Here is a 25617-nt window from a genome sequence, read left to right on the forward strand (position 1 = left end):
GTATCAACTATCAGTCTTGAGCGAGAAGCGGTACCGCGAGGTAATTCCAGCCGTCGCGCGCATCCAGTAAGCGATACGTGTGGTTTTCGGGTTGGTACTCGCCTGGAAAGAAGACCAAAAGCCGTCCTTCAACGGCTTCCTTGATGCCTTCAACCACTGACGAAACACGCGCCAAACCGAAAAGCGTGCCAACCCCCAGCAATGCCACGACAGTATCGGGTCCGGCTTCGCTGCTGATGCGGCCTTTCAGCCTGGCGTTGAGGTCGGACACAAATTCGGTCAGCTCGCCGGCCTGATAGCCGGCCAAATCCTCGGGGGCCTCGAAGTAGGCATCGCGATACTCCTGCGCCGCCATCCACTCAGGGAAGGCATTCGTCACATCCAGCAACAACCATTGTTTGCCAGCTTGCTGAGAAGCAAGTTCAAACTCGCCAACATTGGCGCGCAGACGCAGCTCGTCAGCCTTATCGTAGACGGCGAAGATGACGCGCTGGATGGCCGCGAGACCTGCCTGCCAGGGCACGGTGAGGTGTTGGCGGTAGGCGGACACCAGTTTGGTGACCTTAGACGACATGCGAAGCCTCCTGACGAATTTGTTCTTCTTCGGGGGTAAGGTAACCAGGGAAGCGCACTTCCTTCACGCCACCAGCGTTCATAAAAACGAGCAGTCCCCTGTGAGACGCCGAGCTTGCAAGCGCCTCCAGCTCGTCGGGTGTTATACCCAGCAGATTGAACCACTCTGATGAAAACAGGCGCTGGCCTGTTCGACCCTCCAAATAGCCGAGAAACAACAGCAGCGCCACGGATTCGGGGTGAGCTTTCGGAACGACGCGCATCTTCCTAACCTTACCCTGCAGGTAGCCAGCAGCAGTCCAAGTACCGCCAATGCGCTGCGCAAAGGCCTTAAGCGATTCTGCGCTGAAGCGCCCGGGGTTCCTGGCTTCGATAAAGCTCTCGATAGACTCGCGTGCGACCACCGCACCGGGGGCCTGCGCTAAAACGAATGTTTGAGTGGCCGATAGCAGCGGGTCGCGCGCCAGCGCAACTGCTAGGGCAATCAGCGGCTGGGCGGCTTCGTCCAAGTCCCACAGGCGGCGCAAAGCGCGAAAAATGGGGTTAGACAAGTCCAGCGCGTACAGTGCCGCAAGGTGGCGCAACGCCAGTTCTCGCGCCTTGCGAGTGGGCTTGCCCAATACATTGTCGTCGACCACTGCGGTCATATAGTCTGCACGGGTGGCGTCTGGAGGAGTGTGCGACAGCAACAGGCGCAGGTCGTCCAGCATCATGGTGCGAGCTGCATGCGGACCATTGATGCCGAACCGAAACCCCAGCTTTAACAAAAGAGCTTCGCGCTGCTCAGTCACGTTGCTGTTCCTTCGGCATCGTGTTGGGCAGCGTGTCGTTTGGAACCCCATCTAGCGGGTAGCCCTGGGAACGACAGTAGGTCACCACCATGACCTCAATCATGTTGGCCAGGCTGCGCATTTCGCGCTCAGCTGCCGATTGCAGCGCCGACTTGATGTGCGGCTCCACTCTGACACTGACCACTTCGGATTTGGCGACGGCCATTATGCGATTCCTGTGAGTAAAATGCTAGCGTTACGCTAGCATACCGCAGCATGAGTCGATTTAACCAGAGGAAAGGCAACGACGAGTCCCATGCTTCAGCATCGCGTTCAAGCAAATGCACGAGCACGCTCATGACAGATGCGGGCTACCGCGTCATCGTCCCCTCCGTATTGCTCTCGTGGGTCGCGCCTCTACTAGACATTAAGGCCGAGAGCTTTCATCAATTCCTCGCGATTTGCGACCACCACCGGACTACGATTAGGGTCGGGGTCAAGCGCAATGTAGTCGAGCCCAAGGCGCCTATAGAAGTAGTACAGGAGTGCACGACGCACGGGCAGTCTCATGCCATCGTCGCCCATGGCGTAATCGAATGCGACCGTTCGCTGCTGGGCGGCGCCCAGGTTTGGATTTGGAATAAGCTGAATCTCAAAATGCTCATTCCAGTCGCGGTCTGCCTCCGGATTTGCACCCGCCGGACCCGGCTCACGAGTCGCGCTGCACCTTGACAGGACAAAGTCCTTGAATCGTTTATCGATGTGACAGAACGCTCTTGCGTGCCAACGCACGCCGTCAAACCCGAAGGCGTGTGGTGTAATCCGTCGCCACATCTCTCCTGTACGCGACATGCTCATCGACAGGTAGTTAATCTCGATTGAGCGCCTGCTTCGCATCATCTCAAGCATGCTTTGCAGTACCGCTGGCTCAATGCGTCGCAGTGGAATCGGCATTGCGTCTATGGATGGCACGCGTTGTAGCCACGTGTCCGTCGGGTCAATAAGCCCTTCCGCCACCGACCGAAGTTGAGCGAGATAAGCATCTGCACTCGGGTTAAGGAACTGCGGAGCAAAAGCTGGCGACGCCGTGTATCGCTTTTCGCTGGCGTCATAGGCCAGATTGTCTGGCGCGAGCTTCTGATAGAGGCTGAGGTCGGTTGACGCCTGTGGGACCGACACCCCAAATCGCTCTGTCAAATCGCTCCGGTTGACGCCACCGTCCCAGAAAACACGGAATTCAATAAATTCGAGGCGACGTTCTGTCCCCCATCTCATCTTAGGTGTTGCATCAGTCATCTTGATGGGTATAGAAACTTGACGGGAAAAGTTACTGTATGTATATTAAAACTATACCCGTCTGCGCAGTACCTGTCCATGCGGGTCTCACCTTGAACGGAGATTGGAAATGGCAGGAACATGGAGTTACGACCGCGCGGAGAAACACATCAAAGCCAAGATTGATGACGTTAAGAACGTCGTTGTCGCCGACTACGTCCGCGAACTGGCGCTGGAAAACATTCCGACGAACAAGGCCTATCGGGTTGATGGAGTGCATCTCTATGCGGACATCATCAACCTTGACGACATGCTGAACTCTACGGTCACGGAAGGCGAAACTTGCCACAAACGTACGTTGCGGTTCTTGAACCTTCACTACCGGGCCGTAAGCCGCATCCTGAGCCGCGTCGACGCGCGCCGGGTCGACTTCCACAATCAGCGGTTGCATTCTCTCGTCGCCAAGCCGTACAACACCGAGACCGACGCCGGAGCCAAGCGTGTCCGCCGCGCTGTGGCCATCGCTCAACTGATTATCGACGTGCTGAAAGAAACGGGCGACGACGAGGACAAGATTCCCGCGGCACGTGTCCGCGTCGGTATCGACAGTGGCAAGTCGCTCGCCGTCAACAACGGGCGGAACGGATACCGTGAGCCGCTCTTCTTGGGCGACCCAGCGAACCATGCCGCGAAACTTGCCGGCGGTGGTTCGGCCGAAGGCATCTATTTGACAAACGAAGCCCGACGAGCACTTGACCTGCCAGAGGTCGAAGAGCCGAAGACGACACGATTGACCCGGCAGGAAATCGAAGAGTGCGAAGAGGCCGCTGCGCTGGAAGTCGCGTCGGACAAGATTGTCGAAGAATGGCGTGAGGACCTCGACAACAATCCGATTGGGGCATTCGAATTTAGTCGACACACTCCGCCTTTCTGTGACATCGACATTGTCAAGCTCACGCCGAAAAACTCGCGACGCCAGGAGTCCATCAGCATCTACGCCGACATTGATGGGTTCACGCGATACGTGAGCGACCATATTGATGACAACACTGGCGATGTCGTTCGCGTCTTGCACGTTGTTCGGGCTGAGCTTGAACGCGTCCTGACCAGCGATTTCAAAGGGCGCCGGGTGCGCTTCATCGGCGACTGCATTCATGGGCTGATTTGTGAAGGAACCGCGCAAACAACTGACGAAAAGGCGACGGTAGGGAACGCCACGCTGTTGGCCGGTGCACTCCGAAGCAGTTTTGACCTCGCGCTTGAGAAACTCACAGACGCTGGTTACGAAACTGGGAACCTTGGTCTTAGCATCGGTTTCGAATATGGCCCGATGACACTTACGAGACTCGGAATCCACGGTGACCGTGTACGTTGTTCCGTGAGCCGCGGCGTTCTTGCATCTGAAGCACAGCAAATGCGCTGCAACGGGGTCGAGACGGCCCTCGGCCCCGAGGCCTATGAAGTCGCGTCAGACGCGGTTCGCAAGCTGTTCGGCAGTACACGGAAGCGCAAGAACCTCGACTATAACGAAGCGGTCGAAGCTCTTGCAGACAAGGGAGACGATACCGGCGAAGCAGCGAAACGGGCGGCATACACAAGTACGCCTGCGGCTCCCCGCCCAGCTGAACGTTCCGTTCGCCCGCACGCGAAAGGTTGAGTTCTCCCTCATGTCTGCACTTAGCTTCGTCGCCGACGTGGCCGCCGACTATTCGGCGACAGTTACGCACTTGGCTCCGAGCGAAGTCGAACTGACGGTAAACATACATCGTGCCGATGGGCGCGTGGTTAGCTACGACATCGTCGCCTATCAAAACGGCGACGATGTGTTCGCAAGAGAAAAGACTCCCTCTCGGCTACCCGCGTTTTGCCCTGAGCGACACATAAATAGCAACGGGTCTTTCTGCCTGTACTGGCAGGAACATGACGCAATGGGAGTCGCTGATACCGAGGCAGCGCATCTGTGGTGGCAGACACTGCGCGAGTTTCTTTTGCTGCAGGAACGCGTCGCAAAGTTGCGGCGCTGGCCCGGAGATGGATGGGCGCACGGCTCGGCTGCGCATCATCAGAACGAAGCAGAAACGGCCGCGGCAGCGCTAGGTCGACCCATGTCGGAAGCGCTGCAAGAAAATCGCCTGCTGGTGAAGGCAGGGCCCAAAGTGCCCCATCCTAATGGCCCGACTCTTCGCGTGTACCTCGACGGCGTCCATATCTACACGGTCTGGAGAAAAATGGGGCGCATCACCAACAAACAGCAGCCGTGCATTTGCGCACGGAAAAAAATAGGGCGCCGCAACAAGTTTCGCTCATGTGGCGACCATGCTTTGCAAGCTGCTCGATTCGCGACTTCAATGCTCGAATGGAAGGAAGCCGAAGCCGCGTTCTGGGACGTCTTCACGGACGCCACGTGCTGTGGCACTTGCGACGATTGCCCATTGCGAAAGAATGTCGATACCGCTGCAGAGCCGGAACGCGCTGAGCTGCTGACTTGATTTGGACAAACATGAAAGAACGATTTGAAGGCGAAGCTGGCCGTCGCCGCCTTATAGAAGCTCTGCGCGAACAGCGCACCGTTGCCGGTAACGAACAACTCGCGACAGACCTGGCCAACCTCCTCGAACTCGTTGACATCAAGGCTGGCGACGCGCTTATCGAGCAGGGCGCCGACGATAACGATATGTATTTCCTGCTCGGAGGAACCTTCGATGTTTCCGTTAATGGGAAGAAGGTGGCTCAGCGCTCGGCAGGAGACCATGTAGGCGAGATGGCTGCGCTTTTGCCATTCCAGCTTCGGTCCGCAAGTGTCATTTCCGTCGATGGCGGCGTCGTCGGCAAACTGACGGAACCGCAGCTCGTCTCTCTCGGTAAGGCTTATCCGGACATCTGGCGCTGGATTGCCAAAGAGTTGTCGCGCCGCTTGCTTCAGCGCAATCGGTTGGTTGCGGAAGCACGGGAAAAGATTCGGATATTTGTCATCTCATCGGTCGAGGCCCTTCCCATTGCGCGGGCAGTCGAGAATGCCTTTGAATACGACGACTATAACGTAACGCTGTGGACCCATGATGTCTTCAAAGCGTCCCGCTATCCCATCGAGTCGCTTGAGGCGGAACTAGATGTAAGCGACTTCGCGATTGCTATCGTACAACCGGACGATGTCACAAAGATGCGCGGAGAAGACCGTGCCGTGCCGCGTGATAATGTGATTTTCGAACTGGGTTTTTTTATGGGCAGACTGGGTCGCGAACGCGCCATCCTGATGGAACCGAGAGGCGAAGAAGTCTCTTTGCCGACGGACCTGTCGGGGATTACAACGATACCGTACAAATATGCGGACGGGAAAGGACTGGCGGCGGCGATGGGACCAGCATGCAACCGACTGCGGTCGCTCATCAATGAACTCGGTGTCTTCAGGTAGTCCTTCGCTGCCACCTTCGCCACTACAGAGCAATTCGACCATGAGCCTCAGACAGCATCTTGAAGAGACTGTCCACGACGTCTTTTTTCAGGAGTGGACTGAGCGTGAAGGCAGGCAGATTCCAGAAGATACCTCGGTGCAGCTCGGCAACGATGCTGTCAAGATAGACGCGACCGTTCTATATGCGGACATGGCGGACTCGACGCATCTTGTTGATAACTTCCGTCCATTCTTCGCTGCGGAGATTTACAAGTCATTCCTCGCTTGCGCCGCGAAGATAATTCGCTCGGAGGGTGGTGAGATTACCGCGTACGACGGCGACCGGGTAATGGCTGTATTTATCGGCGAGTTGAAGAATACCCGCGCGGCCCGCACAGCAATGAAAATTCACTGGGCTCGCCGAGAAGTCATTGCTCCGGCACTCGTGAAGCAGTATGAGGGTACGACGTTCAAATTGAACCACGTGGTCGGCATAGACACTAGCAGCCTGTTTGTGGCCAAGACCGGAGTGCGTGGAGCAAACGACCTCGTTTGGGTTGGGCGCGCCGCGAATCACGCCGCAAAATTGTCGTCACTGCCACACTCGCATTCAAGCTATATCTCAGAAGATGTTTTCAAGGCCCTGCAGCCCGCATTGAAGGTGTCCGCTGACGGCCGGGACATGTGGGAAGCTGTTCGCTGGAACGGCTTCGATGACCGCATTATTTATCGCTCTAACTGGAGGTGGGCAATTGCTTGACGTTGATTCCAATAACCCAACCGCCGAGCAAAACAGGACTCGCCTCCTCTTCTCCCAGTGGGTGCTCGAGCGAAATCTCGGCTGGATAGCGGCCGCTGAAATTAAGGTTGGCGTTGTGACAACAATGGGTATCGCCATGCTGGGCGGACTCGCGGCTGCGTTCGGCGCTGCCGCAGTCAAGTCGCCATGGGCTTACGCGACGACAGCAAGTGCCGCCCTCTTGGTGATTGTCGCACTTGTGTGCGCGGCTATGGCCGTGATACCAAGAGTCGCCGGACCAAATGAGTCTCTCATTTTCTTTGGTCGTATCGCGGCCCACGATAACTGGCGTTACGCCGATGCCCTTAGAGATGCCACCGATGCCGAAATTCTTCGCGACTGCTCAATGCAGATTCATCGCAACGCACAAATAGCCTGTGAAAAGCATATATGGGTTCGACGCGCGATGATTGCAGCTCTATTGGGCGTCCCCCCATGGTTGATTGCGCTGGTCCTCTCTATGAAGCTCGTATAGTGTTGCCCGCCGACGCCAGTTTTTCCCACATGTCGACGTCAGGCTATCCAAGTTGTAAATGAGAACAATCATACAGTAGCGATTCGTGACCTGCTCGAGAGGTGCCGTCAAATTTCGGATTACGGGTAAGACTCGCGTTGGCGGTATTAGTCCAGTCCGTAAAGCCCGCTTCGTACTCCAGCAAAGGTAGCATCACCGCCCGCGCAGCGCGGCAGGTGCGATGAAAGTCAGAAAAGCCACAGAGATTTGCGGTTCGACCTGATACCGCCGGCGTTGCTCACGATTTTTGAGCTCGCCGTCCTTGAGTTCAAACTCAAAGTGCCGATATGGCGAATACCGGTTGTTCGCGCCGAGCGCGCGACGCGATAACGGCAGCCAAAAAATAGTGCTTTCAGGCACATGAATACGCAAGCAACGAGGCCAATCGACGGGCGACCCGGCGCGTCTTCTGAAGGACGGGGTACATGCAGAAAACACTTTTGTCGCTCATCAACGAGGCTAGGCCTCGTCGCGCGCTGTTCACCACTTACACTTTCAGCGTCAGCTGGTTCGAGACATTTGTCCTGCCCGCACTGCGCAACGTCGGATGCGAACAGATTGACGTTCTGGTCGACGCGACCGAAGCTTGCAAGTCCACAGAGGAGGCGACCTGCCTGCACGCGGGCAATGCTTATCGCGTCATTCCCGTCAGCATGCAAGGTTCGGCCGTGTTCCATCCGAAGCTTGTGTACATGCAGGGTATTGAGCACGACCATCTCGTAGTGTCGAGCGCGAACCTGACACTCGCCGGGCATGGCAAGAACCTGGAAGTGATTGACGCGGTGTCGTCGTATCAAGAGCCAGCCGTCTTCGGCGAGTTCGCCGAATTCGTCAATGCACTACTCGGCAAATATGATTTTGCACCGGAGAACGCCGCGATTCTGCGCACCTACGAGCGCCGTGCGCAAGTGTTGCGCGCTGCGGCAGGCGACATCGACGAATACGCGCGCACGTGCTGGCTCATCCACACGATGACTCAAGCCGCCGCTGACCAGTTTGCCGCGCTGGCAGACCGCCTTTCGCGACCTGAGACGCTGACGGTGCTCGCTCCGTATCACTCACCCTCCGGCGAGCCCATACAGAACCTGGCAGCCGCCGTCCGAGCGTCCAGCATGCGAGTCGGTATCAGCCGTGTCACGGCGCATGCGCCGTTTGAGGAATGGTCGACCTGTTTTTGCGAGCCGGTTGAATATGTTGTCGCCGACACCAGGGATAGCTACCGGTTCCCGCATGCGAAGTGCTTTGAATTGCAGGGCGGAGACGGTGTGCTGGTCATGACGGGGTCGGTCAATGCGACTTCCCAGAGCCTCGAGAGCACTACCAACGTCGAAGTGGCACTGGTGCGCCGTCTCAGTGAGTCGCCCTTTACCTGGACAGCCATCGAACCCACGGCTTACGTGCCGTGTGATTTCAGGTCAATGTCGCTCACGACGCGCAATCCGGCTGTTCAGGCTACGTGGCGTGCGTCACAGCACATCGTAGGAACGGTTACGCCGGCACCGGGCGCCATGAATGTCGCCCTGGCCATCTGGGAAGGTGAAGCTTGTCTCAAGACTATCCCTGCCGTATGGCTTACCGAAGAGGGTGCGTTCGATGTTCTCGTGCATGACGACCTCGAGAACACGCGCGCGTTGCGCCTGGTATTGACGGGCGAGGAGATGACGGCATCAGGCTGGCTGAATGTCGAGCTTCAGCTCACGGCAAATGATGCGGAGCGCAAACTGCTCCGTGCGGCCAACCGCATGCGTGCGGGCGAACTTAATCTCGCCGACATGGACGCGATTATTTCCTACGTGCAGACGCTTGGCTCGAAACGGCGTGAGCAAGCCTCGCCGGAAGGGCGTACCAAGGACGACGCGCCGGATGGGGCGACTGGCATCCCTCGCAAAACCATGAGCTACGAGGAGTGGCGGCGCGGGTTCGAAGACCTGACGCAATTGGGCGCATCTGCGTCCGTTACGCGGGTATCGCTCGAAGCCGCGCTGCACTGGGTGAATTCAGACCTGACGAGCGAGCTGCCGATAGGCGACACGGCTGCTCACGATGCGCACAAAGAGAGCAAGCCGAAAGACGCTGCGGCGGCCGGCACGCCGCGATTGAAGCTCCTCATGAGCGACCGCGCCGAGTATGACGACGACTACGACAATGAGGACGAAGAAGCCGGTCGCGCGCAGGTTGAAGAGGCGGGCAATGCGTTGCTGCAGAAGTTCATCGCGAGCCTGCCTCGCGTGCTTGAGCTGGACGCCCAATCCGCCATCGTGCCGATGATTGTAGAGCTGTCGGGCTGTGCGGCGCTCAGGCGCGCGCTGTCACACAATCAGCCGCGTAAGGCGGACCCGAGTGTGCTTTCGGAGTTGCTGGTCATTGACGGCTGGCTGACGCGCTATTCGAAATTCGACTATAGCGCGCAGAACCGAGAGAAGTTGCTGCCGTTTTTTTGTGCAATGGCTTGTTGCGCGGCGCACTACCATCAAGATTCGTCGCTTCAGGCGGTCAAGGAAGCGCTTCACCGGGCGGCCGGCCGTGCGGTGCCAGAGGAAGAAATCGAAGAACTTGCGCACATGGCGCTCCACTCCCGATGGTTCGAACGTGTTCCGAAAGCGGACCATGAACGCGTTGCAACGAGTGGCCGGGTTATTGCCCTGTGCCTGACGCTGACGCAGCAACTCGAGGACCTCATTGAGATTATCGTCAACAAGCCCACCGAGAAGCCATATATTCCGCGAGAGTTCGAAAGGGTCATGTCGGCCGTACGGCAACACCGCGGGAATAAGCAGGGAAGGGTTTTTGGCAATCTGCACCCAAAATCAACGGCATGCCCGTGTTGCTTCCATACCATCAAAACCGACGAGTTGAACGACACCGTCACGCAGCGCGCGATGTTGTGCACGAACTGCAAACGCGCGCTGTTCATGGGGCTGGACAAGGCTGAACTCGCAAAAAAAGGCCTTGCAGGCCGCTACAAGGGGTAATCCGATGCTCACAACGCCGCATTACACGCGAATGGTGGACGACACCGACGGTGCTGACGCACTGGGCACCGGCGCTTTAATTGAGGCCTTTTACCGCTCGGTGTTTCCAGGCATCAACAATGTAGTTGAGTTCGTGCGTATCTATGCCGCGCTCTGCTGGATGATTCGCCGGATTGAGGTGACGGGAAAGGCGACGCCGGGGACGGACATGGTTGCACTGTCGAAAACGGGCCTGGAGAAAATGCAGCTGCTCCTGACCTGGTACAACGTGGCGCAGGGCGTCAAGGGACTCGCGGGCACGAACCGGCTTTTCCCTCCGGATAACAGTCGAGTGACGCTGAGTTTCGATGCAATTCCCAGCAAGAAAGTCGCTGCCATGCTTGCGGCGAATCCTGATGCCGAAATCTCTGACCCAGGTGCGCACTACCTGACTCCCGTACAGTACGGGCCAAGTCTTGAGGGAGGTCTTGCCTTTATCAAGGGCAATCCGAACCCCCTGGCCCGGGGGACGTATGTCCTGACCGACGTGGGGACAAAACTTGCGCAGGCCTATGACGACGCAATTTCAGGCTCGAAATGGTATGACTGGCTGTCTAATCTCAACCGGGTGACAATCTGCCGTGACGAGGTTGCAGAGATGGGCGACCTGCTGGATATGCGATTACCGTCGCAGCAGGAACGGCAGGTGTTTGCGAAAGCCTACTATCCGGAAAGCATAGAAGATGTGACTGGCGCAAAGGTGCCATACCGATGCAATGGCATTACGCTGGTTTTGCGCGCGCTGCTCGCCGAGCAGAACAGTCTGCGCGAGCCGGGACAACGTGGACTCGATGTCGACACGATTCGCTACACGATGGCGCGGGGCATGACGCTCCAGGGCGTGCCAGTTAATCTTGAAGGGCTCGATGAGGTTCACGGATGGTGGATGACCGTGCACCTGAAAGAGCTTTCCCGACTCGCACTCGATAGTCTCTCGCGCAACGTAGCGAGCTGGATTCATGACGCCGTGGTGGATGAACGTCCGCGTCGCGACATCGTCGCGTGCGTCGAAGGCCTTGGCGAGCGTATGGAGCGCGCATTGCCTGAAGCGTACCGCGCACGGGTGAGCAGTTATGTGGCCCATCTCGAAGAACTGCGCGGCAAGTCAGAAACATTCTACGAAGCGGGTTTTCGAGTTCCGGCGCTGCGCATCGAGGAGGTGCTCGGCAAGCTGCTCGATGTGTCAAATTTCAAGCAGCGTACGCCCCAGGAATCCGCGGCGCTGGTGTCTGCCTATGAAGCGCTAGTGTATTGCGCACTCGAGGCGCGGCAGCTTCTTTCGAATCCGTACGTCCAACAGACGGTGCCGCCCGTGGACCGGCTTTCGTTCAAGGCGTTGCGCGACATTCTTGAGCGCTTCGAAGATGCGCGCCCGTCTGCGTTCCTTGCTCACATCGTACAGTTCTACGTCGTCCTGCTGCATTTCACCGTTGCGCGTGACCGGACTATCCAGTCGGGCGACGGACGTAACCGCTTCATTTTCACTATTGGCGAAAATGGCATGGAGCGGGTCACAACGAAAGGCGCGCTCCACGGCGTGGATTTGGGACTTGCACGCAACCGGTTACGGCAGGCCCTAGTTCTCCTGGCGCAGTGCGGTTTCGTGGAGACATCGGATGAGGGTGAGACCTTTGAGTTGACGAGAGCCGGACGGCAGCGCCTTGAGCGCGGCATACCCGACTTCAGCCATGTTGAGGCAGCGTAGATGAGGCTGGGTCCAAGGCGAGTCAGTTGAACGGTTTGGATGCTGTGCCGAAGGTGCGGTCATAGTCGATACCCTTCAGTGCTTTTTGACTGCAGCCTTGGTCTTGAACTCCCGCGCGACCACGCGGCGGTCTGATGAGAAGCGTTAATCCCCGGTGCCGGTGGGATTTAAGCAGGCTTGAAAATTCCCCTGCTATTGCCTACGTTGGTAAACCGAGGCCGGTGCAATGCCGGCACGCAGTACCAGTAATGCGCCTTTATTAGTCGCGTTGACCGCCCGCCAGGTCAGGCCCCCATTTTATGAGAGGGTACAGCGGGAGCGGGCGATGAAACGAGTCTGGCTGCGGGCGAATTTGGCGACGGCGGTAAGCAGTCGCCTACACCTCTTTGTTCTGCTCCTGTTTGAACTGGTAGAGCGCGATGGTCTCCACGCCCATGGCGCGCAGACAAGCTATGAGGAAGGCTGCCGAGAAGCGCTTACGATTGATTTTGCGGTTGAGCTGGTCGGGCGATTCGTAGACGCCCAGCTTTTCGAGCAGTCGGGAAAGTTGCTTGTAGCGGATGCCCCGACGCACCATTTCCTCTTCTATCAGTCCTTTTGCTTCTTCTTCCCACTCGCCATACGGCTCGAGTTTCAGCCGGCCACGGTCGTTAGGCGTTTCTTCCATCGTTCCCTCTCGACGTCATTCGAGCCTTCACCTTTTTGCTGCTGGAATTTTCTCATAGCCAATTTCGGTCGTATACGACCGGTCTGCGGGCCGGTATCTCTACACGTTCTCAGCAAGCCATTTTTTGCGAGAACAGAATGCTGACAATAACGTTACAACCAAATTTGACGTCCCGACGGAGCGTAACTGCATCCCGGGCCAATAGGCAGATGCACTGCCGACGGCAGGCTTCGGTCGGAGGTGCGAAATGAGAAGCGCACCGTCATATGGCGTCCGTAGTCGTCTGAGTGCTGCGAACGCCGGCGTTCGACTCACGGCGCGGACGTACGGCAAGGCCCGCATCGGCACGTATGCCGAAAAAGCCGACGGACACATCACCGTTGAAGCCGACCCTGAACGCCTGGTAGCGCACATGCTGTGCGTCGACCCGCGCGTGCGCTCTTTCCGGCCGCAGCCGTTCACGGTTGACCTGGTTGCTGGACGGCTACTGTTCACAAGTAAGGAACTGTCGGAAGCGCGTAGGTTACGTGGCAGTCGCACCGGGGAGGCAGAGTACACGCCAGACTTTGCAACCGTTCAGGCGGACGGCCTGCAGCGCGCTTACGAGGTCAAGCTTCAGGGCTTTGAGGGCGACGACCGGTACTGGGCCAAGGTTAAGCGAGCGCGCGAAATTATGGAGGCGTACTGCTATCCGCTATTCACCGTAGTTGTGCCCAGGAATGAACGGCATCCGGTCGTGGTCAACGCGCAATTGTTAAAGCCTGCCGCAATGCGCGCCCGCGATTACCTAACGCCAGACATCATCAGCCGGGTCGAACGCTACTGCGAACCCGGCCCCGTGCTGCAGCGCGCGCTATGCGCCGACCTTCAGATTCCGACGGGTCTGATTCCTCCGCTACTCGCCACGGGTGTGTTGCAGGCCGACCTCGTGCATCACCATATCTGTGCCACGCTTCAACTCTCGGCCGCATATGGAGACCTGAGCCACCTCTGTCTGATTGAGGTGCTGCGGCCATGATGGCCGACCTGCGCGCCGGAGACAAGCTGGCACTGCCCGGCAAACCTGAAAGCTACTTTGAGGTGCTGGATGCCCGCTTGCATGCTGGCTCCATCCATCTATTCGACGCAGAAAAGCGTGCGGACCAATACGTCGACTACGACGACATCCGCGCGCGGATTTCGGAAGGCGCTTTGGTCCTGCATCGAAAGGGGATGTCGCGCGTCAGCGTTGCTGCTCAGTACGACAATCCGGAATTGCATGACCACATACGCCTTCTGACTTACGTTCTACGGCGCATTGATGAAATCCGTCAGCAACGCGGCCTGTCGTTTAATGCGGCCATTCCGCTCGCTCGCGATGCCTATGCAAAAGAGCGGGTGGGTCAACTGCTGGTCCGCCCCTTTCCATCGCGCGCGACCCTGTATAGGGCTCACAATAATCAACAGCTTGGTCTGCCAGTTCTCAAGGGCGACGAAAATAAAGGCAATAGAACAGCCAGGTATTCAGTAGAGCTTGTCGAATTTGTCCACGAGGTTATCAAGGACCAGTTTCTGGTCACGGAATCGAGGTGGACAGTCCTCGACCTGACGAATTACATCGACCGTGAAGCTCGTCGCCTTGGCTTGCATGTTGCCCCGCACTCAATTAGCCGTAAATTCGTATGCGCCAGGATTGATGACCTGACGCCCGACGCCGATTACGACCGGATGGACCCACTTAAACGGGTCGCAGGCAAATCGTTCGCGAAAAATCGCATTCGGGCGGCATTTCCGTTCGCCCGTGTTGAGCAGGATGCTGTGCACCTGCCATTCGTTGTAACCACGCCTCATGGAATCGCTCGGACCGTCTATCTGGTCCTCGCAATTGATGTCTGCACGGGCTATCCGGTGGGCTGGCGACTGGTCATTGGTTCGCCGCGCGAAATGGACTCTCTGTTGTGCCTCGAGATGTACCTGACGCCTGCCAAGGCTGCCCGCTTCAAGGCGCTCGGCATTACTCATGCGCTGAACGTTTACGGCACGCCAGCACAGGTAATTTTTGACAACGGCCCGGAGACCAAGGGCGGGCGCATTGTCCGCCTTGAGCGGTTAGGAATGGACGTCAAGCATTGCAAAGCTAAGGAAGCACAAGGCAAGCCATTCATCGAGCGTCTGAACCGGTCGCTCAAGGAAGCACTGCAACGTCTCCAGGGATGTACCCGCTTTGAAGGAAAAGACGGGATGCGTGACCCGGAGGCGCTAGGCGACGAGTTGATGACTATCGATGCGCTCGAGAAGTGGATTGTCAGGTGGCTGTATGAGGACTGGGTCAACAGCCCCCTCGACCGGCTGCGCTGGGACGAATTGCTGGTCGACTCGATAAAGGGAAAGACGCCGCGTGAGCGTCTGACATACCAGACTGAAGAACTGGGACAGCCCATCACCATGCCGCCGCCGCGGCGCGAATGGATGGCTGCACTTTTCGAACACAAGCCATGCGTGTTGAGCGCGAAGACGGGCATCTCGCTTGAGCATGGGTTCAGATACGGCGGCGATGCCAAGTCGTACCTGCTCAACAAGTATGGCGACCATGCGCAACTCCACGTGGTCTACAACCCCGACGATTTCCGCCAAGTCTACGTGTACGAGGGTGATGACTTCCCGCTCGTCACGCTAGTACACGAACACGTCCGGGATGACACGCCTGCATGGACCTTCGCGGAAGCCAAAGCCCGACTCGATTCGGGCATGGAGAAGTGGCAAACGCCGGACGAAAAGCGCCAGTTTGAGCAGGACATGGACGAGGCGGTCACTGGAAGCGCGAAAGCCAGCAAGGGCAAGACCCGCGGCAAGCGCGAGGAAAACAAGGAAACCGTGCGCCGCTCCAAAGATAACTCGGCCATCCAGCGCTCCATCGACCGACCGCTTTCGACGGTGGCGCCATTCGGGCCCTCGCCTTCGACCAATCCATCGTTGCCGACGGGAGGCCTTCAGTCCGAAGACATCTCGTATGACGACGCACCTTTGATGAACATTGTGAACAGAAACACCGGAGAAAAACTGCTGTGACGCCAGCTCAACAACTGCGCCGGGACATCGAGACTTGCGAGCTTCCGCATCCGATGTTCATGGAGCACCTTGATACGCTCAAAGAGCGCATTGATGACACCCTCGCCGGGTTTGCGCCCAAAATCGTTCGCGTTCCTGGTCCGAGCCGGGCGGGCAAATCGTCGCTCATCGCCAGTCTTTCTCGTGATTACCCCGCGAAACGCATCGACGGACGGCGCCATGTGCCGGTACTCGTTGTTGAGGTACCTCCCGGCGCCACGGCGAAAACTCTTCCTAAAAGTGTGCTCCGGGCATTGGGCGTTCAGGTTCCCGGCAGCATGACGGCGGGCGCGATGTTCGACATGATGGTGACACAGTTGCGCCTAGCCGGTACAAAAGTCGTGATTTTCGACGAAATTTCGCACCTCGTCGATGACGGGGCACGCGTGCCTCCGCGCGCGGCAAGCGACTGGCTCAAGACTCTTTCGGACACGCTCAGCCTGACGCTGATTCTCTTCGGCATTCCGAAACTTGAGCGTCTTTTTTCGGCAAATGAGCAACTGCGTAACCGCGCCTGTCCCGCATTAAATTTTCTGCCGTACGACGCAACCGACGCTGACGAGATGACAGCCTACGCCTCGTGCGTCGTAAATTACGCTCGCCTGTTTTCGGCCGCAGGCTATCCGATTGATGTTCCCACGCGCGTGCTGACGCAGCAATGCTATTTGCTCACTGGTGGCCTGATTGGGCTGCTCGCTGACTTCATGCGAGAGCTAGCTCGCGTCATGCGAAACGAAGCACCGCGCGCAGTCACATATGCGGACTGCCAGCAGGCGATTAAATCCGTCAACCATGCCGGGTCACCTCACAGGCTGTCTTTCGAGGATGCTGGCATCGACGACGTGGGCGTGGAACCGGCGGCGCTGAAGCAGGCGTACGTTCATGTGCTGACAAGTAACGCGTCGTCAGTACCGGTTCGCAAAAAATCAGGAGGCAAACAATGAGCCTTGCTCTCACATACGCCCCTAAGGACGGCGAGTCCGGAATGGGTTACTACCGGCGCCTTGCGGCAGACAACGCACTGTTCAACTGGCGCGACCTCGCGAGTACCGCGGGTGTCGAGCGTAATCGTCGGGCCTTGCTTACACGCACAGACGATATGGCCCGTAACCTCGACCTTGAACTGGCGTGGACCGAATTTGCCCTGAAACAGGAAAATTTCTGTCAGGGTTGGGGACGTCTGCACCGCGGGCAATCTGATGCTGTATGCCCGGCGTGTCTGGCTGAATCACCTCACCTGCGACAATACTGGGGACACGCCTATGTCACGGCATGTGCGCACCATCGATTCCTGCTCATCGACCAGTGTGACGCCTGTGGGAAGCACCTGTCGCCGGAGCGGCTCTACATTGGCTTGTGTTCGTGCGGCCACGACCTGCGCTGCCTGCCGCGCGTGCCGGCAACATCGGCGCAGCATTGGCTGTCGACGCTGATTGCGAGTAACGGACACCAGTCGGGCAGCATGAAGCCGCCTGTGCGCGGCGTCGACATCAATGTGCTGGTGAAGGTCGTCCGAACGTTGTGCCAATACGCAGACTCGACGCGCCCGGGTTTGCCGCGCGGCGCGGCGGTGCCAAAATTCGTTACCGAAGCGGTCGAATTTCTTTCACCGCTTGAATCCTTGCTCTCTGACTGGCCAACGGGTTTCCGCAATCACGTCGAGCAGCGCATTGCCTCCGGCCGAAAAGAAGCGCGTACGCTGAACACGTTGCTCGGTGACTGGTACGTGAGTCTTCGAAAGGCCTGCCAGGGCACGACCCTCGAGCCGTTGCTCGAAATCATCATCGACGTCGCTGCCAGGAAATCCGATTGTGTCCTGGGCCTGGATTCAGCCAAGGGAATTGCCGAGGACGCGAGCGGATACATGCGCGCGCCAGATGCGGCAAAAGCTATCGGCGTTAGCGTCTCACGTCTTCACGACTCCATTGCCGCGGGCGAGTGTGAGCACCGCGCACGACGTACCGGCACGCGTGGCCAGTTGTTCGAAATTCCGTGCAGCGAAGTTGAGCGCATCCAGAGACAACGTGAGGGGTGGATTTCCGACGTCGTCGCCTGCGAACTGGCGGGCGTTACACCCGTCGTACTTGAGCGCATGAAAGCGGCCTGCGTAATACAGTCAGATATTCGATGGCGCGAAGACCTGATGAAGGGCGGTCCGGTCAACCGCCAATCCATCCTCGATTTACATGAGTGCGTGGGGCGGTTGTCCCAGCGCGCTGCGGTCATTGAAGATGCAACGTGCACATGGGCGTCCCTAACCTGCCGGCGTATGGGGGAGCGCAAGGCTATTGAATCGCTGATGCTAGCCATCGCGAGCGGCAAGGTCAAAGCCGTCGCGCGTGGTCGGACACTGGGCGAAATGGCCTTCCTGAGGTCGGATGTGTCGCAGTATTTCGGCACACCGCTGCTCGAGGCCGGCATGTCAATTCAGCAGTTGGCCAAAGCGACCGGGTGGAAGTGGGAATCCATCCAGAACTGGGCGGACAAAGGACTGCTCGCTTCGGAGCTGATTCAGCGACGTGGTCAGCCTTGCCACGTCGTGCTGCCGCACCAGTTGCTGGAATTCCGGCAACGCTATGTCCCACTCGCGGACCTGGCCCGAGCCATGGGTACCAAGTCCTCGGCGCTTGCTCGCTTGCTGCCCGGCATCGAAATGGTTGGCGCTAAACAGCTTCCTGACGGCGCCACGCGCGGCGGGCTGATTCGTGTCGCCGACCTCGGCCGGCTGGCAGTTATCGGCGCGAGAGCCGGACACGACCTGTTCGTGCCCGCTCCCACCTCATCGCATGAAGTCACGGAACATGGCGATTGAGGCACGAAATGTCACACAGACAGCAGCACATTCTCGGACCACTGAACGCATCAGGTATCCGTACTTCCGCGGCGGGACGCGGAAAAGTCCCAGAGGGTCGTATCGACTACCGTCATTTCAATCACCGCGACCGCACGCACGCATACAGTTGTGGCGAGGAAAAAAAATATTCGCTCGCCCCTTCCGTGTGCTCCGTAGACTTTTCGATGACTGTGCATGAAGCGCCCCTGCAGTGGGATGTCAGTCGACCTGGCCAGTGCCCCATTCAGAACGGGTGACAAGAATCTTCATCCCGTCTTTGGAAAAGTGATAGGCGGCTACGCGACAACAGGTCGGTGTCTTTGGGTCCTTCAGCCTTTCGAGAGCGCGAATCAGGCTGGCCTTGAAATTGCGCGGGTGGGATTTGTAACCCGAGAGCTTGTGTAAGCTGCTAATCCCCAGCCACTGGGGGCCGGCGTGGCCTGCATAGAAGGTTGCGAGCCATCCTCGCAACCCATCATAGTTCATCACTTCATTGTCGACGGCGGTCCAGGCGCCCGGGCCAAACAATTCCGCCACAGGGGCGGTCACGCGAAGCAGCAGTGCATCGCTCGCCTTGAAATCGCCGCCGTCGTCACCGTCCTCGAACGTCACGGACAGAAGCTTCGGTACTTCGATATTTAAGCGGTTGTAGCGCACGCGCAGTTGAGCAAAGGAGAGACGAAGGAGGCTGGCCCGAACTGCCCTGTGGGCTTTAACGCTGTATACGTTTCCCATGCGGCGGGCAAACTCGTAGAAGGTCGTCTGTTTATGCCGGGAACTATCTTCGGGGCAAAGCGGTGTCTCCCGGTAGTAGTCGAGACAGGTGGCGTAGACCAACTTGTCAAACTGGCACAACTCGTATCCGCTGAGAAGCAGAGTCAGGTTCTGAAACGACCCAATTTCCTTTTCCACGACGAGCAAGCTCGGGTCACCCGCCAGCACGCCCCCGTTGTCGGCCTGCACCCTTCGCCCGGCAGAAAACAGCGCCGAACGAAGAAATGCATTGGGCAACGCGCGTGCCATCGACGACCAGGCCGGCAGGAACACTTCGGCGCCGCGGCGGGTTGCCTGTCGTCGCCTCGCGGTCCGAACCTCCTCTGTCGTCGCATTCGATGGGAGGTCGGCAATCGCCGGCTCAACGAGTGTCGCCTTTGCACGACGCTCGAGTCCGTCGGCGAAACGGTGAATTTGTTCCGCCGCATCGAAAACTGTACATTGTTCACCGGGCAAGGCGGTACGCGCCGCTTCGGCCGTGCGGCTCGCGAGTTCGCGTAACTCAGCGACCTTGTTGCCGACCTGTTCTGACATGCGCAACCTAGTCATGGCGCGGCTCCGCGAGATGGGCGGCGCGCTGCGTTGGCGCCCACAGCACGACGGTGTCAACGAAGTCCGATGTCGCGGAATGGAGAGGGCGTGCATCCCGGACAAAGCGGCTGCCGGGCGAGGAAGGTTGGCAGATAGCGGCCGCGTGAACGGAGGTTGCTGAAATGGCCATAGATAACATTTGCGAGTTGGAGATATATCGGTATATGTGCGAATGACGGCCGTTTAACGCGCAACACTGGTGGCGCAGACCCATACCCAGAAATATCAAAGCAAAGTAGCGTAGTTATTCTTGTACCGCCTTTTTCCGCTCGACTTGTACTCCGCATCGGTTCAGCTTGTACCGTACATCGCCTGCACTTGTAACCCGCATCGCTCTAACTTGTACTCCACATCGCTGTCCGGAAAATCAGGCAGAGAACGGCCGGCGGCGCATCGCATTATTGTGAGTTGATGGCTTGCATAGTCTTGATAGACTCAGTAATCAATGTAGCCGAGCTAGCAGGGCTTGGAACTCGCGAACCTCATTAACGCGTAGTTTTCGATGCCTCGTGAGCGCGCTGACACAACTGACCCAAATCGGCTGTGTTCGGATTGCGCGACCTCGACAGACTGCCTGGCGAAATTGCCAGGCGTGACATGTTGCCTGCGGAAGTTAATGTCAAACGTCGTTCCTTGGCCAGCCAGTCGCACCGCACTTCAAGAATTTTTTTCTGCGGCTATGTTGTCGCGTCTGGGCAACCAGGCGTTCGAAGTGATTCTAGTTGGGTGTCTGCATCAGGAAAGCTCGCATCCTGCATCTGGCTGACCAGGGGGCGATGAGCACCGAAACGCCCGGAGTTGCACTCTAGCCCGGCGTGCCATACCTGCCCTTTGTTCCGCACAGCACCGGACGACAGTGCGACCGCCATTGGGTCGGGTGCTAGACACGCTGATGCATGACAGATTGGCGCCCGAGAACTCCGCAATGTTGCCTACCATGAATCGGCCCATTAAATGGTCTACGAACAATGCGGTGGCGCTGGCGACGCGCTCCTGTGGAAAAACGAGACCGCGAAGCCGGAGAAGATGGCGCGGGTTGAGCAGTTTCGTCCTCGCATGTGTCTCGAGGCGGTGCGGACGGTTGGAATAGCGTCTGGCGTTTCTGTTCCTGACCTACCCCGAGAAGTAGAAGGTACTCGTCGGCATCGCTGCCGGGTGGCAGAGGAAATTCTCAGCGACGACACGGACGATGCTGATGCAATCGCCGATGCCCTTCTTTTCAAAATCTCGAATGGAGAAGCCTTTGCTTCCGACCTCGCTGATGAGCATCACGGACATCGGCAATCGTGAGCTGAGCTACCAGGTCATCGAAGAGGCTGCGCGGATTTCGCGCGAAGGGTGGCTGGTCGTACAACAGGAGGGGAGTATCTGTTTGCGTCCGCCGCCGAGAAATCTTCTTCCCCGGTCTTCGCCTCTAATTTTATGAAGGTGCTCAAGGTCTTAAAAATGTATGCTGGCGGCAGCGCCCCGTCGGCAAGGCTACTGTCGTTGCTCAACAAAAGCCGCGGCACTGCGCAGTACAAGCTTTGCATCGCCACGCATGAGTGCCTGTAGCGGTGTCGAACTGCCGAGCGACGCGTTCGGGGTCGTAAAGTAGCTCCACTTGCTCCAGCCGGTGAGGTGACCCAGCCTTCTCGATACCTTCGCCAAACTCTTACGGTCCAGCTCATCGACCAGGAAGAACGCCGGATAGTAGGCGTCCCTCCCAATCTCAACGCTGAACAGGCGACGGGCGGCGAGGTCCTTGGCCAGCCTGTGCTCGGAGATGCCCGAGGCCGTGAGGAAGTCTGTTAAGTGCAGAAGCTTTCCCTTGGCGATAAGGGCGTAGCGTGCCGGCTTACCGCGCTTTGAACCGCGTTTGCCGCCATTCGATGCCGACTGCATTCGACCAGGAGTCGAGCTGACTTCGAGGTTCAAGGCCGTGGACAGGCCAGCGATTCGCATGAGACGGATTTTGAAAAGCCTGCCCAGCTCTGCATCTGGAATCTCAAGAAGCGCAGCAGCGGCCGTGGGGTCGAACAAGACTGCTGCCACCGCGGCCATGTGTATAACCCGCAAGGCCCGGGCGTCGTGATGCGGACTATCTTCGCTTCCATCACTCGCCTTCCGTGCCATCTTTGCTTCTCCCTGGAAATGCTACTTCTTAACAGTCCATGTCTGATGCGCCAGGTTGAACTCGAGTGCGACCTGCTCGCCTTTGCCACCGGGCGTTGATGGCGGCGCCCAGACTGTCGGAAGCACCGCTGCCGATAAATCGAGGTCGACTTTCAAAGGATAGTGCCGTAGAAGACTCGCAGCGACCGACTGTACAAGGCCGTGAATCGTAACCTCGTCCGCGCGCGAAAGTATCTCCAGGAAATCGCGGGTACCGAGCACAGCTTTTGTTCGCTCAGCCGGCGTGGTCATCACGGCCTCTGCACTAGCGACTCGGCCGTGACATCTGTGTAGGACGTGATGTCGTTGACCTTGCACCACCGTTCCCAGAGATACCGACCGTTCTCGGACCATCCACGAGGTCCAACGAGCTGATAGACGCGCCCAGACGACGTGACGCCGCGTAGTACGGCCGGGTCGAACTCTTGAATGGCGGTGCTGACACGACCGGTGAGGTTGCGCACATCGCAGCCCACGAAATGCCTGGAGCCAAGTTGCGTTTCTAGGATTTGCCAGTCGGAAATTGACATCTCAGGCTCAGCGCTCACATCCGCCACTCTCCAGACAGGCATGGTCACCTCCAGGTCTCAAGGCGCAGGGCGTTCCATCACGCAATATGATGCCGGTCCGCATTGCCGGAGCAGCCCGCGACGCACTCCGACAAGCAACGTGTCTCCACCGGCCACCGTCACCGTGCGTTTTTACACGCGTTCCGCACAGGCGAAATATAGACTTGCCTTGAAGAAAATCAAGAAATTTTTGTCCGCGGCGCTGGCTTACCGACCCGACGCACCCGCGACGGCGGCGTCAATCATGTCTCGACTGTCGAGAAAGAAATGGAGGTCAGGGAATCGGCAGACCGTGGCACATTGAAGAAACAATGCAGTGGAAAGCGTTCCGTCCACTATTTGGCCCTTCAATGCCTCAGGGGCCGCTTGGACGCCGATTTCGGCCAGGCGCTGAGAAAGCAGGATATGGTTCAGCCATGGCTGGGCTGCGAGTTCTGCCTGAATGACGTCGGCTGCGCACTTTTCCCAGCTCGTGCTGCTGCGCAGGAGAACACTCCATCGTTCGGGGTATTGGTTGTCCGAGGCGGCCAAGCTTTGAAGGAAGAAGGAAAAGCGGAAGGTGCCGCGCTGGATTTTGCCTTCCACAGAACGTGACGATTCGGACAAGCCCATAGTATTCAACGCGTCGGCAAGCTGTGCGTAACTCACGTCGCGGCGCGCCAACGCGACCCGGATGGCGCGTGAGGCGAGTTTTGACCAGAGAGCCTCGACAGTCACAGGGTTCGCATGATTTCGCATAGCCGTATACCATGAAATGCGTGTAAAAACACACGCGAGCGTCGATTGTGAATGTTGCAGTGACGTTCCGCAACCGGTGCGGCTGGACAGAATGCGGTGAGGACTGAAGCGATGCGCTCATCGCCATCAGCAAACGTATATCGGGCAACGCACCATTCGCCAAATTTACACACGCGCTGCTATACGCTACGGCGATTCATTGCAAAGCTTTGGCAGCCCCGTGCAATCTGACTCTGCCTCTTCTTGGCGCCCCATTTCAAGCGCCCATCCCGCGGGCGACCGCCGTTCCAGCGCACGGTTTCGCAATTCACCACTCGCCACCGCGTGACGCATTTGTTGCTGCGGGGAACGCGTCCCAAAGGCCTCGGACGCATCTCGAACGTCGCCACGCATAGGCATCGGCTTTGTCGAATTCGCTGCACCGCAGATACGCCGCGATGCAGGAGTCGAGCAGACGCTGGCCAATGCTTTGGCCTGACTCCGTGATACCGCGCTCGGCCCATGCGAGCCTCTGTTCCCGACGAACGTACTTCACACGAAGCTCCGTAACCAGCAGAAAGCGGCACGGGCCCGACAAGTCCGTCGAGCGGATGCAGGTGAGCGCGCCGACATCTCCGTCGCGTTCGGCCAGCGTCGCCATCGCGTGTTCGAGCAGCATCCACGGTGAGTCGTATGAGCGTCTGTTCCAGTCAACCAGAGCAAACATCGACATTAGCAGCGCAGGGTGCGACTGCAACGGCAAGGGTTTGCCAACGCCTGTAGCTTGGTCAAGTCCTCCTCAATTTTCCGCGATAGGGGCCGATATAACGGTTTTGCTCACAGTCGCCTAAGAGATGTCGATTAAAGTCGTCTGCAAAGCTATTGCGAATGTATGGCATTTCGTATGGAATTGGCTCTTTCTAGCCGTTGCCAATCTTGCGGCGGCCGTCTACTGCTTATACGACACGATAGTGGGCGCGCGCCCGCCGAAGACGATTGCTTGCAACATCGACAATCCGCTGATGACGAACCTATATGGGATTCAGCGGATGAGCGAAACCGCTGCTCAGACCATGTCGGCCGTCCATTCGATTGAGCACAATACCCCCGATTTAACTGCACCTTGGATAGTGGTCGTTCTAGCCGTCCTTTGGCTTGTAAAGACTGCTTTCGAAGAGTATAGAGACGGATTGACCGTCGTGGTGACGTCCGCCTTAACCGCGCTATCAGTTATAGCTGCCGGTTGGGGTTTCATCGGCGGGGTAGCCGCGTCGCAAAAACTTGACGGAGCGGCTCGCCAGATAACTCAATCTATCGAGGAAATTAACGACCTGCAGTACGAGGCCCTAAAGGTGGCAGACGCTCAAGGGGAAAGTGCTGATACGCGCAAGGTTCGAGCATGCACCATTGCTTTGGACATGATGTCTGCAGAGCGGCTGCACTACTGCACATCGAATCTAAACATTTCCCGCTGTTTCCTCACCACCACCGCAGATTCGGAAAAAAAAGCTGCGATTGAGGCTGAAACTAGGAAATGGCTGTTTCCCGAATAACAGAAAAATTACTGTTTGGCGCTCTCGCTGCTTACGGACCTGGAGGGTATCGAAAGCGCGAGCTGAGGTGTCCAGCCTCAACATCGGGGCTCGGCTACAGTGCCGCGCTGAATTGCTGCTGGTCCAGTGAAATGGTTGCAATGATGGACTCGAACTCACTCATCAAGTCCGGATGGCGCTGGGCAATGTACTGGCGTGCCGATTCGTTTTCGAGGAGCTTAGCGAGATACCCTTTGGCGAGCACCAGATTGAGCACGTCCTGACCGTAATTCTGCTCCACCAGTTTGTATTGCCCTTGCAAGTTGCTCATTTCCCGCTCCATTTTTGCCATCTGCTCCGGGCTGACCCCGGTCAGTTTGCGCGGCTTTTTGCCCTCCACGAGAAGCCCCGCTGGCGTAGCAACCAGTAATGCCTCGGCGTACGCAACGGACACATTGTTCGCAGCCACCATCAGCTCGACGCATTCAACTTGTCTCGTCGGCTTCATTTTGCGGATAGCGCGAACAAGTTCCGCCGAAAACTGGCGGTCGCCGAGAAGTTCGGCCGCTTCCGGGCATACGCCATCGAGGAGCGACATCTTCTTCATGATTTGGGATACGTCCACGGAAAGTGCTTTTGCCAACCGCTCCGGCGA

The 25617-nt window shown here is 57.9% G+C and carries 25 protein-coding genes; 13 read left to right on the forward strand and 12 right to left on the reverse strand.

Going from position 1 to position 25617, the window contains the following annotated elements; all coding sequences use genetic code 11:
• Positions 1-10 precede the first annotated feature (10 nt).
• The 4 genes from NCS28_RS14245 to NCS28_RS14260 form a co-directional block, all read right to left on the reverse strand.
• Positions 11-574 carry a BREX protein BrxB domain-containing protein gene (locus tag NCS28_RS14245; protein ID WP_250514398.1) on the reverse strand — a complete coding sequence of 188 codons (564 nt, stop codon included), beginning with the start codon at positions 572-574 and terminating at the stop codon, positions 11-13.
• Complete coding sequence (locus tag NCS28_RS14250) at positions 564-1364, reverse strand: hypothetical protein (protein WP_250514399.1); 801 nt, start codon at positions 1362-1364, stop codon at positions 564-566. Before NCS28_RS14250 ends, NCS28_RS14245 begins: the two co-directional genes overlap by 11 nt.
• Complete coding sequence (locus NCS28_RS14255) at positions 1357-1569, reverse strand: hypothetical protein (protein WP_250514400.1); 213 nt, start codon at positions 1567-1569, stop codon at positions 1357-1359. The genes NCS28_RS14250 and NCS28_RS14255 overlap by 8 nt, the downstream gene beginning before the upstream one ends.
• Before the next feature lie 194 nt (positions 1570-1763).
• Positions 1764-2639: a BrxR family helix-turn-helix transcriptional regulator gene (locus NCS28_RS14260; RefSeq protein WP_250514401.1), complete on the reverse strand. Its 876-nt coding sequence runs from the start codon at positions 2637-2639 to the stop codon at positions 1764-1766.
• Positions 2640-2748: 109 nt separating this feature from the next.
• On the opposite strand from NCS28_RS14260, the gene NCS28_RS14265 reads away from it, so the two are divergent.
• Genes NCS28_RS14265 through NCS28_RS14285 form a run of 5 tightly spaced genes read left to right on the forward strand, consistent with a single transcriptional unit; the run spans position 2749 to position 7283 of the window.
• Complete coding sequence (locus tag NCS28_RS14265; RefSeq protein ID WP_250514402.1) at positions 2749-4275, forward strand: nucleotidyl cyclase domain-containing protein; 1527 nt, start codon at positions 2749-2751, stop codon at positions 4273-4275.
• 10 nt (positions 4276-4285) lie between these two features.
• Entirely contained in the window at positions 4286-5107 is an 822-nt protein-coding gene (locus NCS28_RS14270; RefSeq protein ID WP_250514403.1) for an E2 domain-containing protein, read from the forward strand.
• An 11-nt stretch (positions 5108-5118) separates the two neighbouring features.
• A complete protein-coding gene (locus tag NCS28_RS14275) occupies positions 5119-6030 on the forward strand; it encodes a TIR domain-containing protein (protein WP_250514404.1) in 912 nt (303 codons plus the stop codon).
• Positions 6031-6070: 40 nt separating this feature from the next.
• Positions 6071-6769 (forward strand): adenylate/guanylate cyclase domain-containing protein, encoded by a 699-nt coding sequence (locus tag NCS28_RS14280; RefSeq protein ID WP_250514405.1) that lies wholly within the window; start codon positions 6071-6073, stop codon positions 6767-6769.
• On the forward strand, positions 6723-7283 hold the full coding sequence (locus NCS28_RS14285) for a Pycsar system effector family protein (RefSeq protein ID WP_250514406.1): 561 nt from the start codon (positions 6723-6725) through the stop codon (positions 7281-7283). The genes NCS28_RS14280 and NCS28_RS14285 overlap by 47 nt, the downstream gene beginning before the upstream one ends.
• 192 nt (positions 7284-7475) lie before the next feature.
• Here NCS28_RS14285 and NCS28_RS14290 read toward each other — a convergent pair whose 3' ends face one another.
• The gene (locus NCS28_RS14290) at positions 7476-7694 is read right to left on the reverse strand and encodes a hypothetical protein (RefSeq protein WP_250514407.1); all 219 of its coding nucleotides are present in this window, start codon (positions 7692-7694) and stop codon (positions 7476-7478) included.
• A gap of 53 nt (positions 7695-7747) precedes the next feature.
• On the opposite strand from NCS28_RS14290, the gene NCS28_RS14295 reads away from it, so the two are divergent.
• Both NCS28_RS14295 and NCS28_RS14300 read left to right on the forward strand, forming a co-directional pair.
• Positions 7748-10294, forward strand: a complete 2547-nt coding sequence (locus NCS28_RS14295; RefSeq protein WP_250514408.1) for a phospholipase D-like domain-containing protein — start codon at positions 7748-7750, stop codon at positions 10292-10294.
• Positions 10295-10298: 4 nt separating this feature from the next.
• Positions 10299-12038, forward strand: coding sequence for a hypothetical protein (locus NCS28_RS14300; protein ID WP_250514409.1), 1740 nt, complete (start codon positions 10299-10301; stop codon positions 12036-12038).
• A gap of 376 nt (positions 12039-12414) precedes the next feature.
• Here NCS28_RS14300 and NCS28_RS14305 read toward each other — a convergent pair whose 3' ends face one another.
• Positions 12415-12705 carry a DUF6471 domain-containing protein gene (locus tag NCS28_RS14305; RefSeq protein ID WP_250514410.1) on the reverse strand — a complete coding sequence of 97 codons (291 nt, stop codon included), beginning with the start codon at positions 12703-12705 and terminating at the stop codon, positions 12415-12417.
• Positions 12706-12952: 247 nt separating this feature from the next.
• On the opposite strand from NCS28_RS14305, the gene NCS28_RS14310 reads away from it, so the two are divergent.
• The 4 genes from NCS28_RS14310 to NCS28_RS14325 are packed head-to-tail and all read left to right on the forward strand — an operon-like array spanning position 12953 to position 18604.
• Positions 12953-13723, forward strand: a complete 771-nt coding sequence (locus NCS28_RS14310; protein ID WP_250514411.1) for a hypothetical protein — start codon at positions 12953-12955, stop codon at positions 13721-13723.
• On the forward strand, positions 13720-15753 hold the full coding sequence (locus tag NCS28_RS14315; protein WP_250514412.1) for a TnsB C-terminal domain-containing protein: 2034 nt from the start codon (positions 13720-13722) through the stop codon (positions 15751-15753). Before NCS28_RS14310 ends, NCS28_RS14315 begins: the two co-directional genes overlap by 4 nt.
• Positions 15750-16736 (forward strand): TniB family NTP-binding protein, encoded by a 987-nt coding sequence (locus tag NCS28_RS14320; RefSeq protein WP_250514413.1) that lies wholly within the window; start codon positions 15750-15752, stop codon positions 16734-16736. The genes NCS28_RS14315 and NCS28_RS14320 overlap by 4 nt, the downstream gene beginning before the upstream one ends.
• Entirely contained in the window at positions 16733-18604 is a 1872-nt protein-coding gene (locus NCS28_RS14325; RefSeq protein ID WP_250514414.1) for a TniQ family protein, read from the forward strand. Before NCS28_RS14320 ends, NCS28_RS14325 begins: the two co-directional genes overlap by 4 nt.
• A 240-nt stretch (positions 18605-18844) precedes the next feature.
• Here NCS28_RS14325 and NCS28_RS14330 read toward each other — a convergent pair whose 3' ends face one another.
• The gene (locus NCS28_RS14330) at positions 18845-19948 is read right to left on the reverse strand and encodes a hypothetical protein (RefSeq protein ID WP_250514415.1); all 1104 of its coding nucleotides are present in this window, start codon (positions 19946-19948) and stop codon (positions 18845-18847) included.
• 996 nt (positions 19949-20944) lie between these two features.
• Between NCS28_RS14330 and NCS28_RS14335 the strand changes: the two genes are divergently transcribed.
• Positions 20945-21280 (forward strand): hypothetical protein, encoded by a 336-nt coding sequence (locus NCS28_RS14335; protein ID WP_250514416.1) that lies wholly within the window; start codon positions 20945-20947, stop codon positions 21278-21280.
• A gap of 189 nt (positions 21281-21469) precedes the next feature.
• Here the strand turns inward: NCS28_RS14335 and NCS28_RS14340 are convergent, their stop codons facing one another.
• The 4 genes from NCS28_RS14340 to NCS28_RS14350 form a co-directional block, all read right to left on the reverse strand.
• Positions 21470-22012: a hypothetical protein gene (locus NCS28_RS14340; RefSeq protein WP_250514417.1), complete on the reverse strand. Its 543-nt coding sequence runs from the start codon at positions 22010-22012 to the stop codon at positions 21470-21472.
• A gap of 114 nt (positions 22013-22126) precedes the next feature.
• Positions 22127-22498 (reverse strand): BPSL0761 family protein, encoded by a 372-nt coding sequence (locus tag NCS28_RS33190; protein WP_350029785.1) that lies wholly within the window; start codon positions 22496-22498, stop codon positions 22127-22129.
• Between the two features lie 422 nt (positions 22499-22920).
• Positions 22921-23451, reverse strand: coding sequence for a DUF6471 domain-containing protein (locus NCS28_RS14345; RefSeq protein ID WP_284504850.1), 531 nt, complete (start codon positions 23449-23451; stop codon positions 22921-22923).
• 307 nt (positions 23452-23758) lie between these two features.
• Positions 23759-24109 (reverse strand): hypothetical protein, encoded by a 351-nt coding sequence (locus NCS28_RS14350; RefSeq protein ID WP_250514419.1) that lies wholly within the window; start codon positions 24107-24109, stop codon positions 23759-23761.
• Between the two features lie 175 nt (positions 24110-24284).
• On the opposite strand from NCS28_RS14350, the gene NCS28_RS14355 reads away from it, so the two are divergent.
• Positions 24285-24983: a hypothetical protein gene (locus tag NCS28_RS14355; protein ID WP_250514420.1), complete on the forward strand. Its 699-nt coding sequence runs from the start codon at positions 24285-24287 to the stop codon at positions 24981-24983.
• A 94-nt stretch (positions 24984-25077) separates the two neighbouring features.
• On the opposite strand, the gene NCS28_RS14360 is transcribed toward NCS28_RS14355, so the two are convergent.
• Positions 25078-25617, reverse strand: a 540-nt coding sequence (locus NCS28_RS14360; protein ID WP_284504851.1) for a plasmid partitioning protein RepB C-terminal domain-containing protein, incomplete at its 5' end; no start/stop codon positions are given.

The sequence above is a fragment of the Caballeronia sp. INDeC2 genome (assembly GCF_023631325.1).
Taxonomy (GTDB): Bacteria; Pseudomonadota; Gammaproteobacteria; order Burkholderiales; family Burkholderiaceae; genus Caballeronia.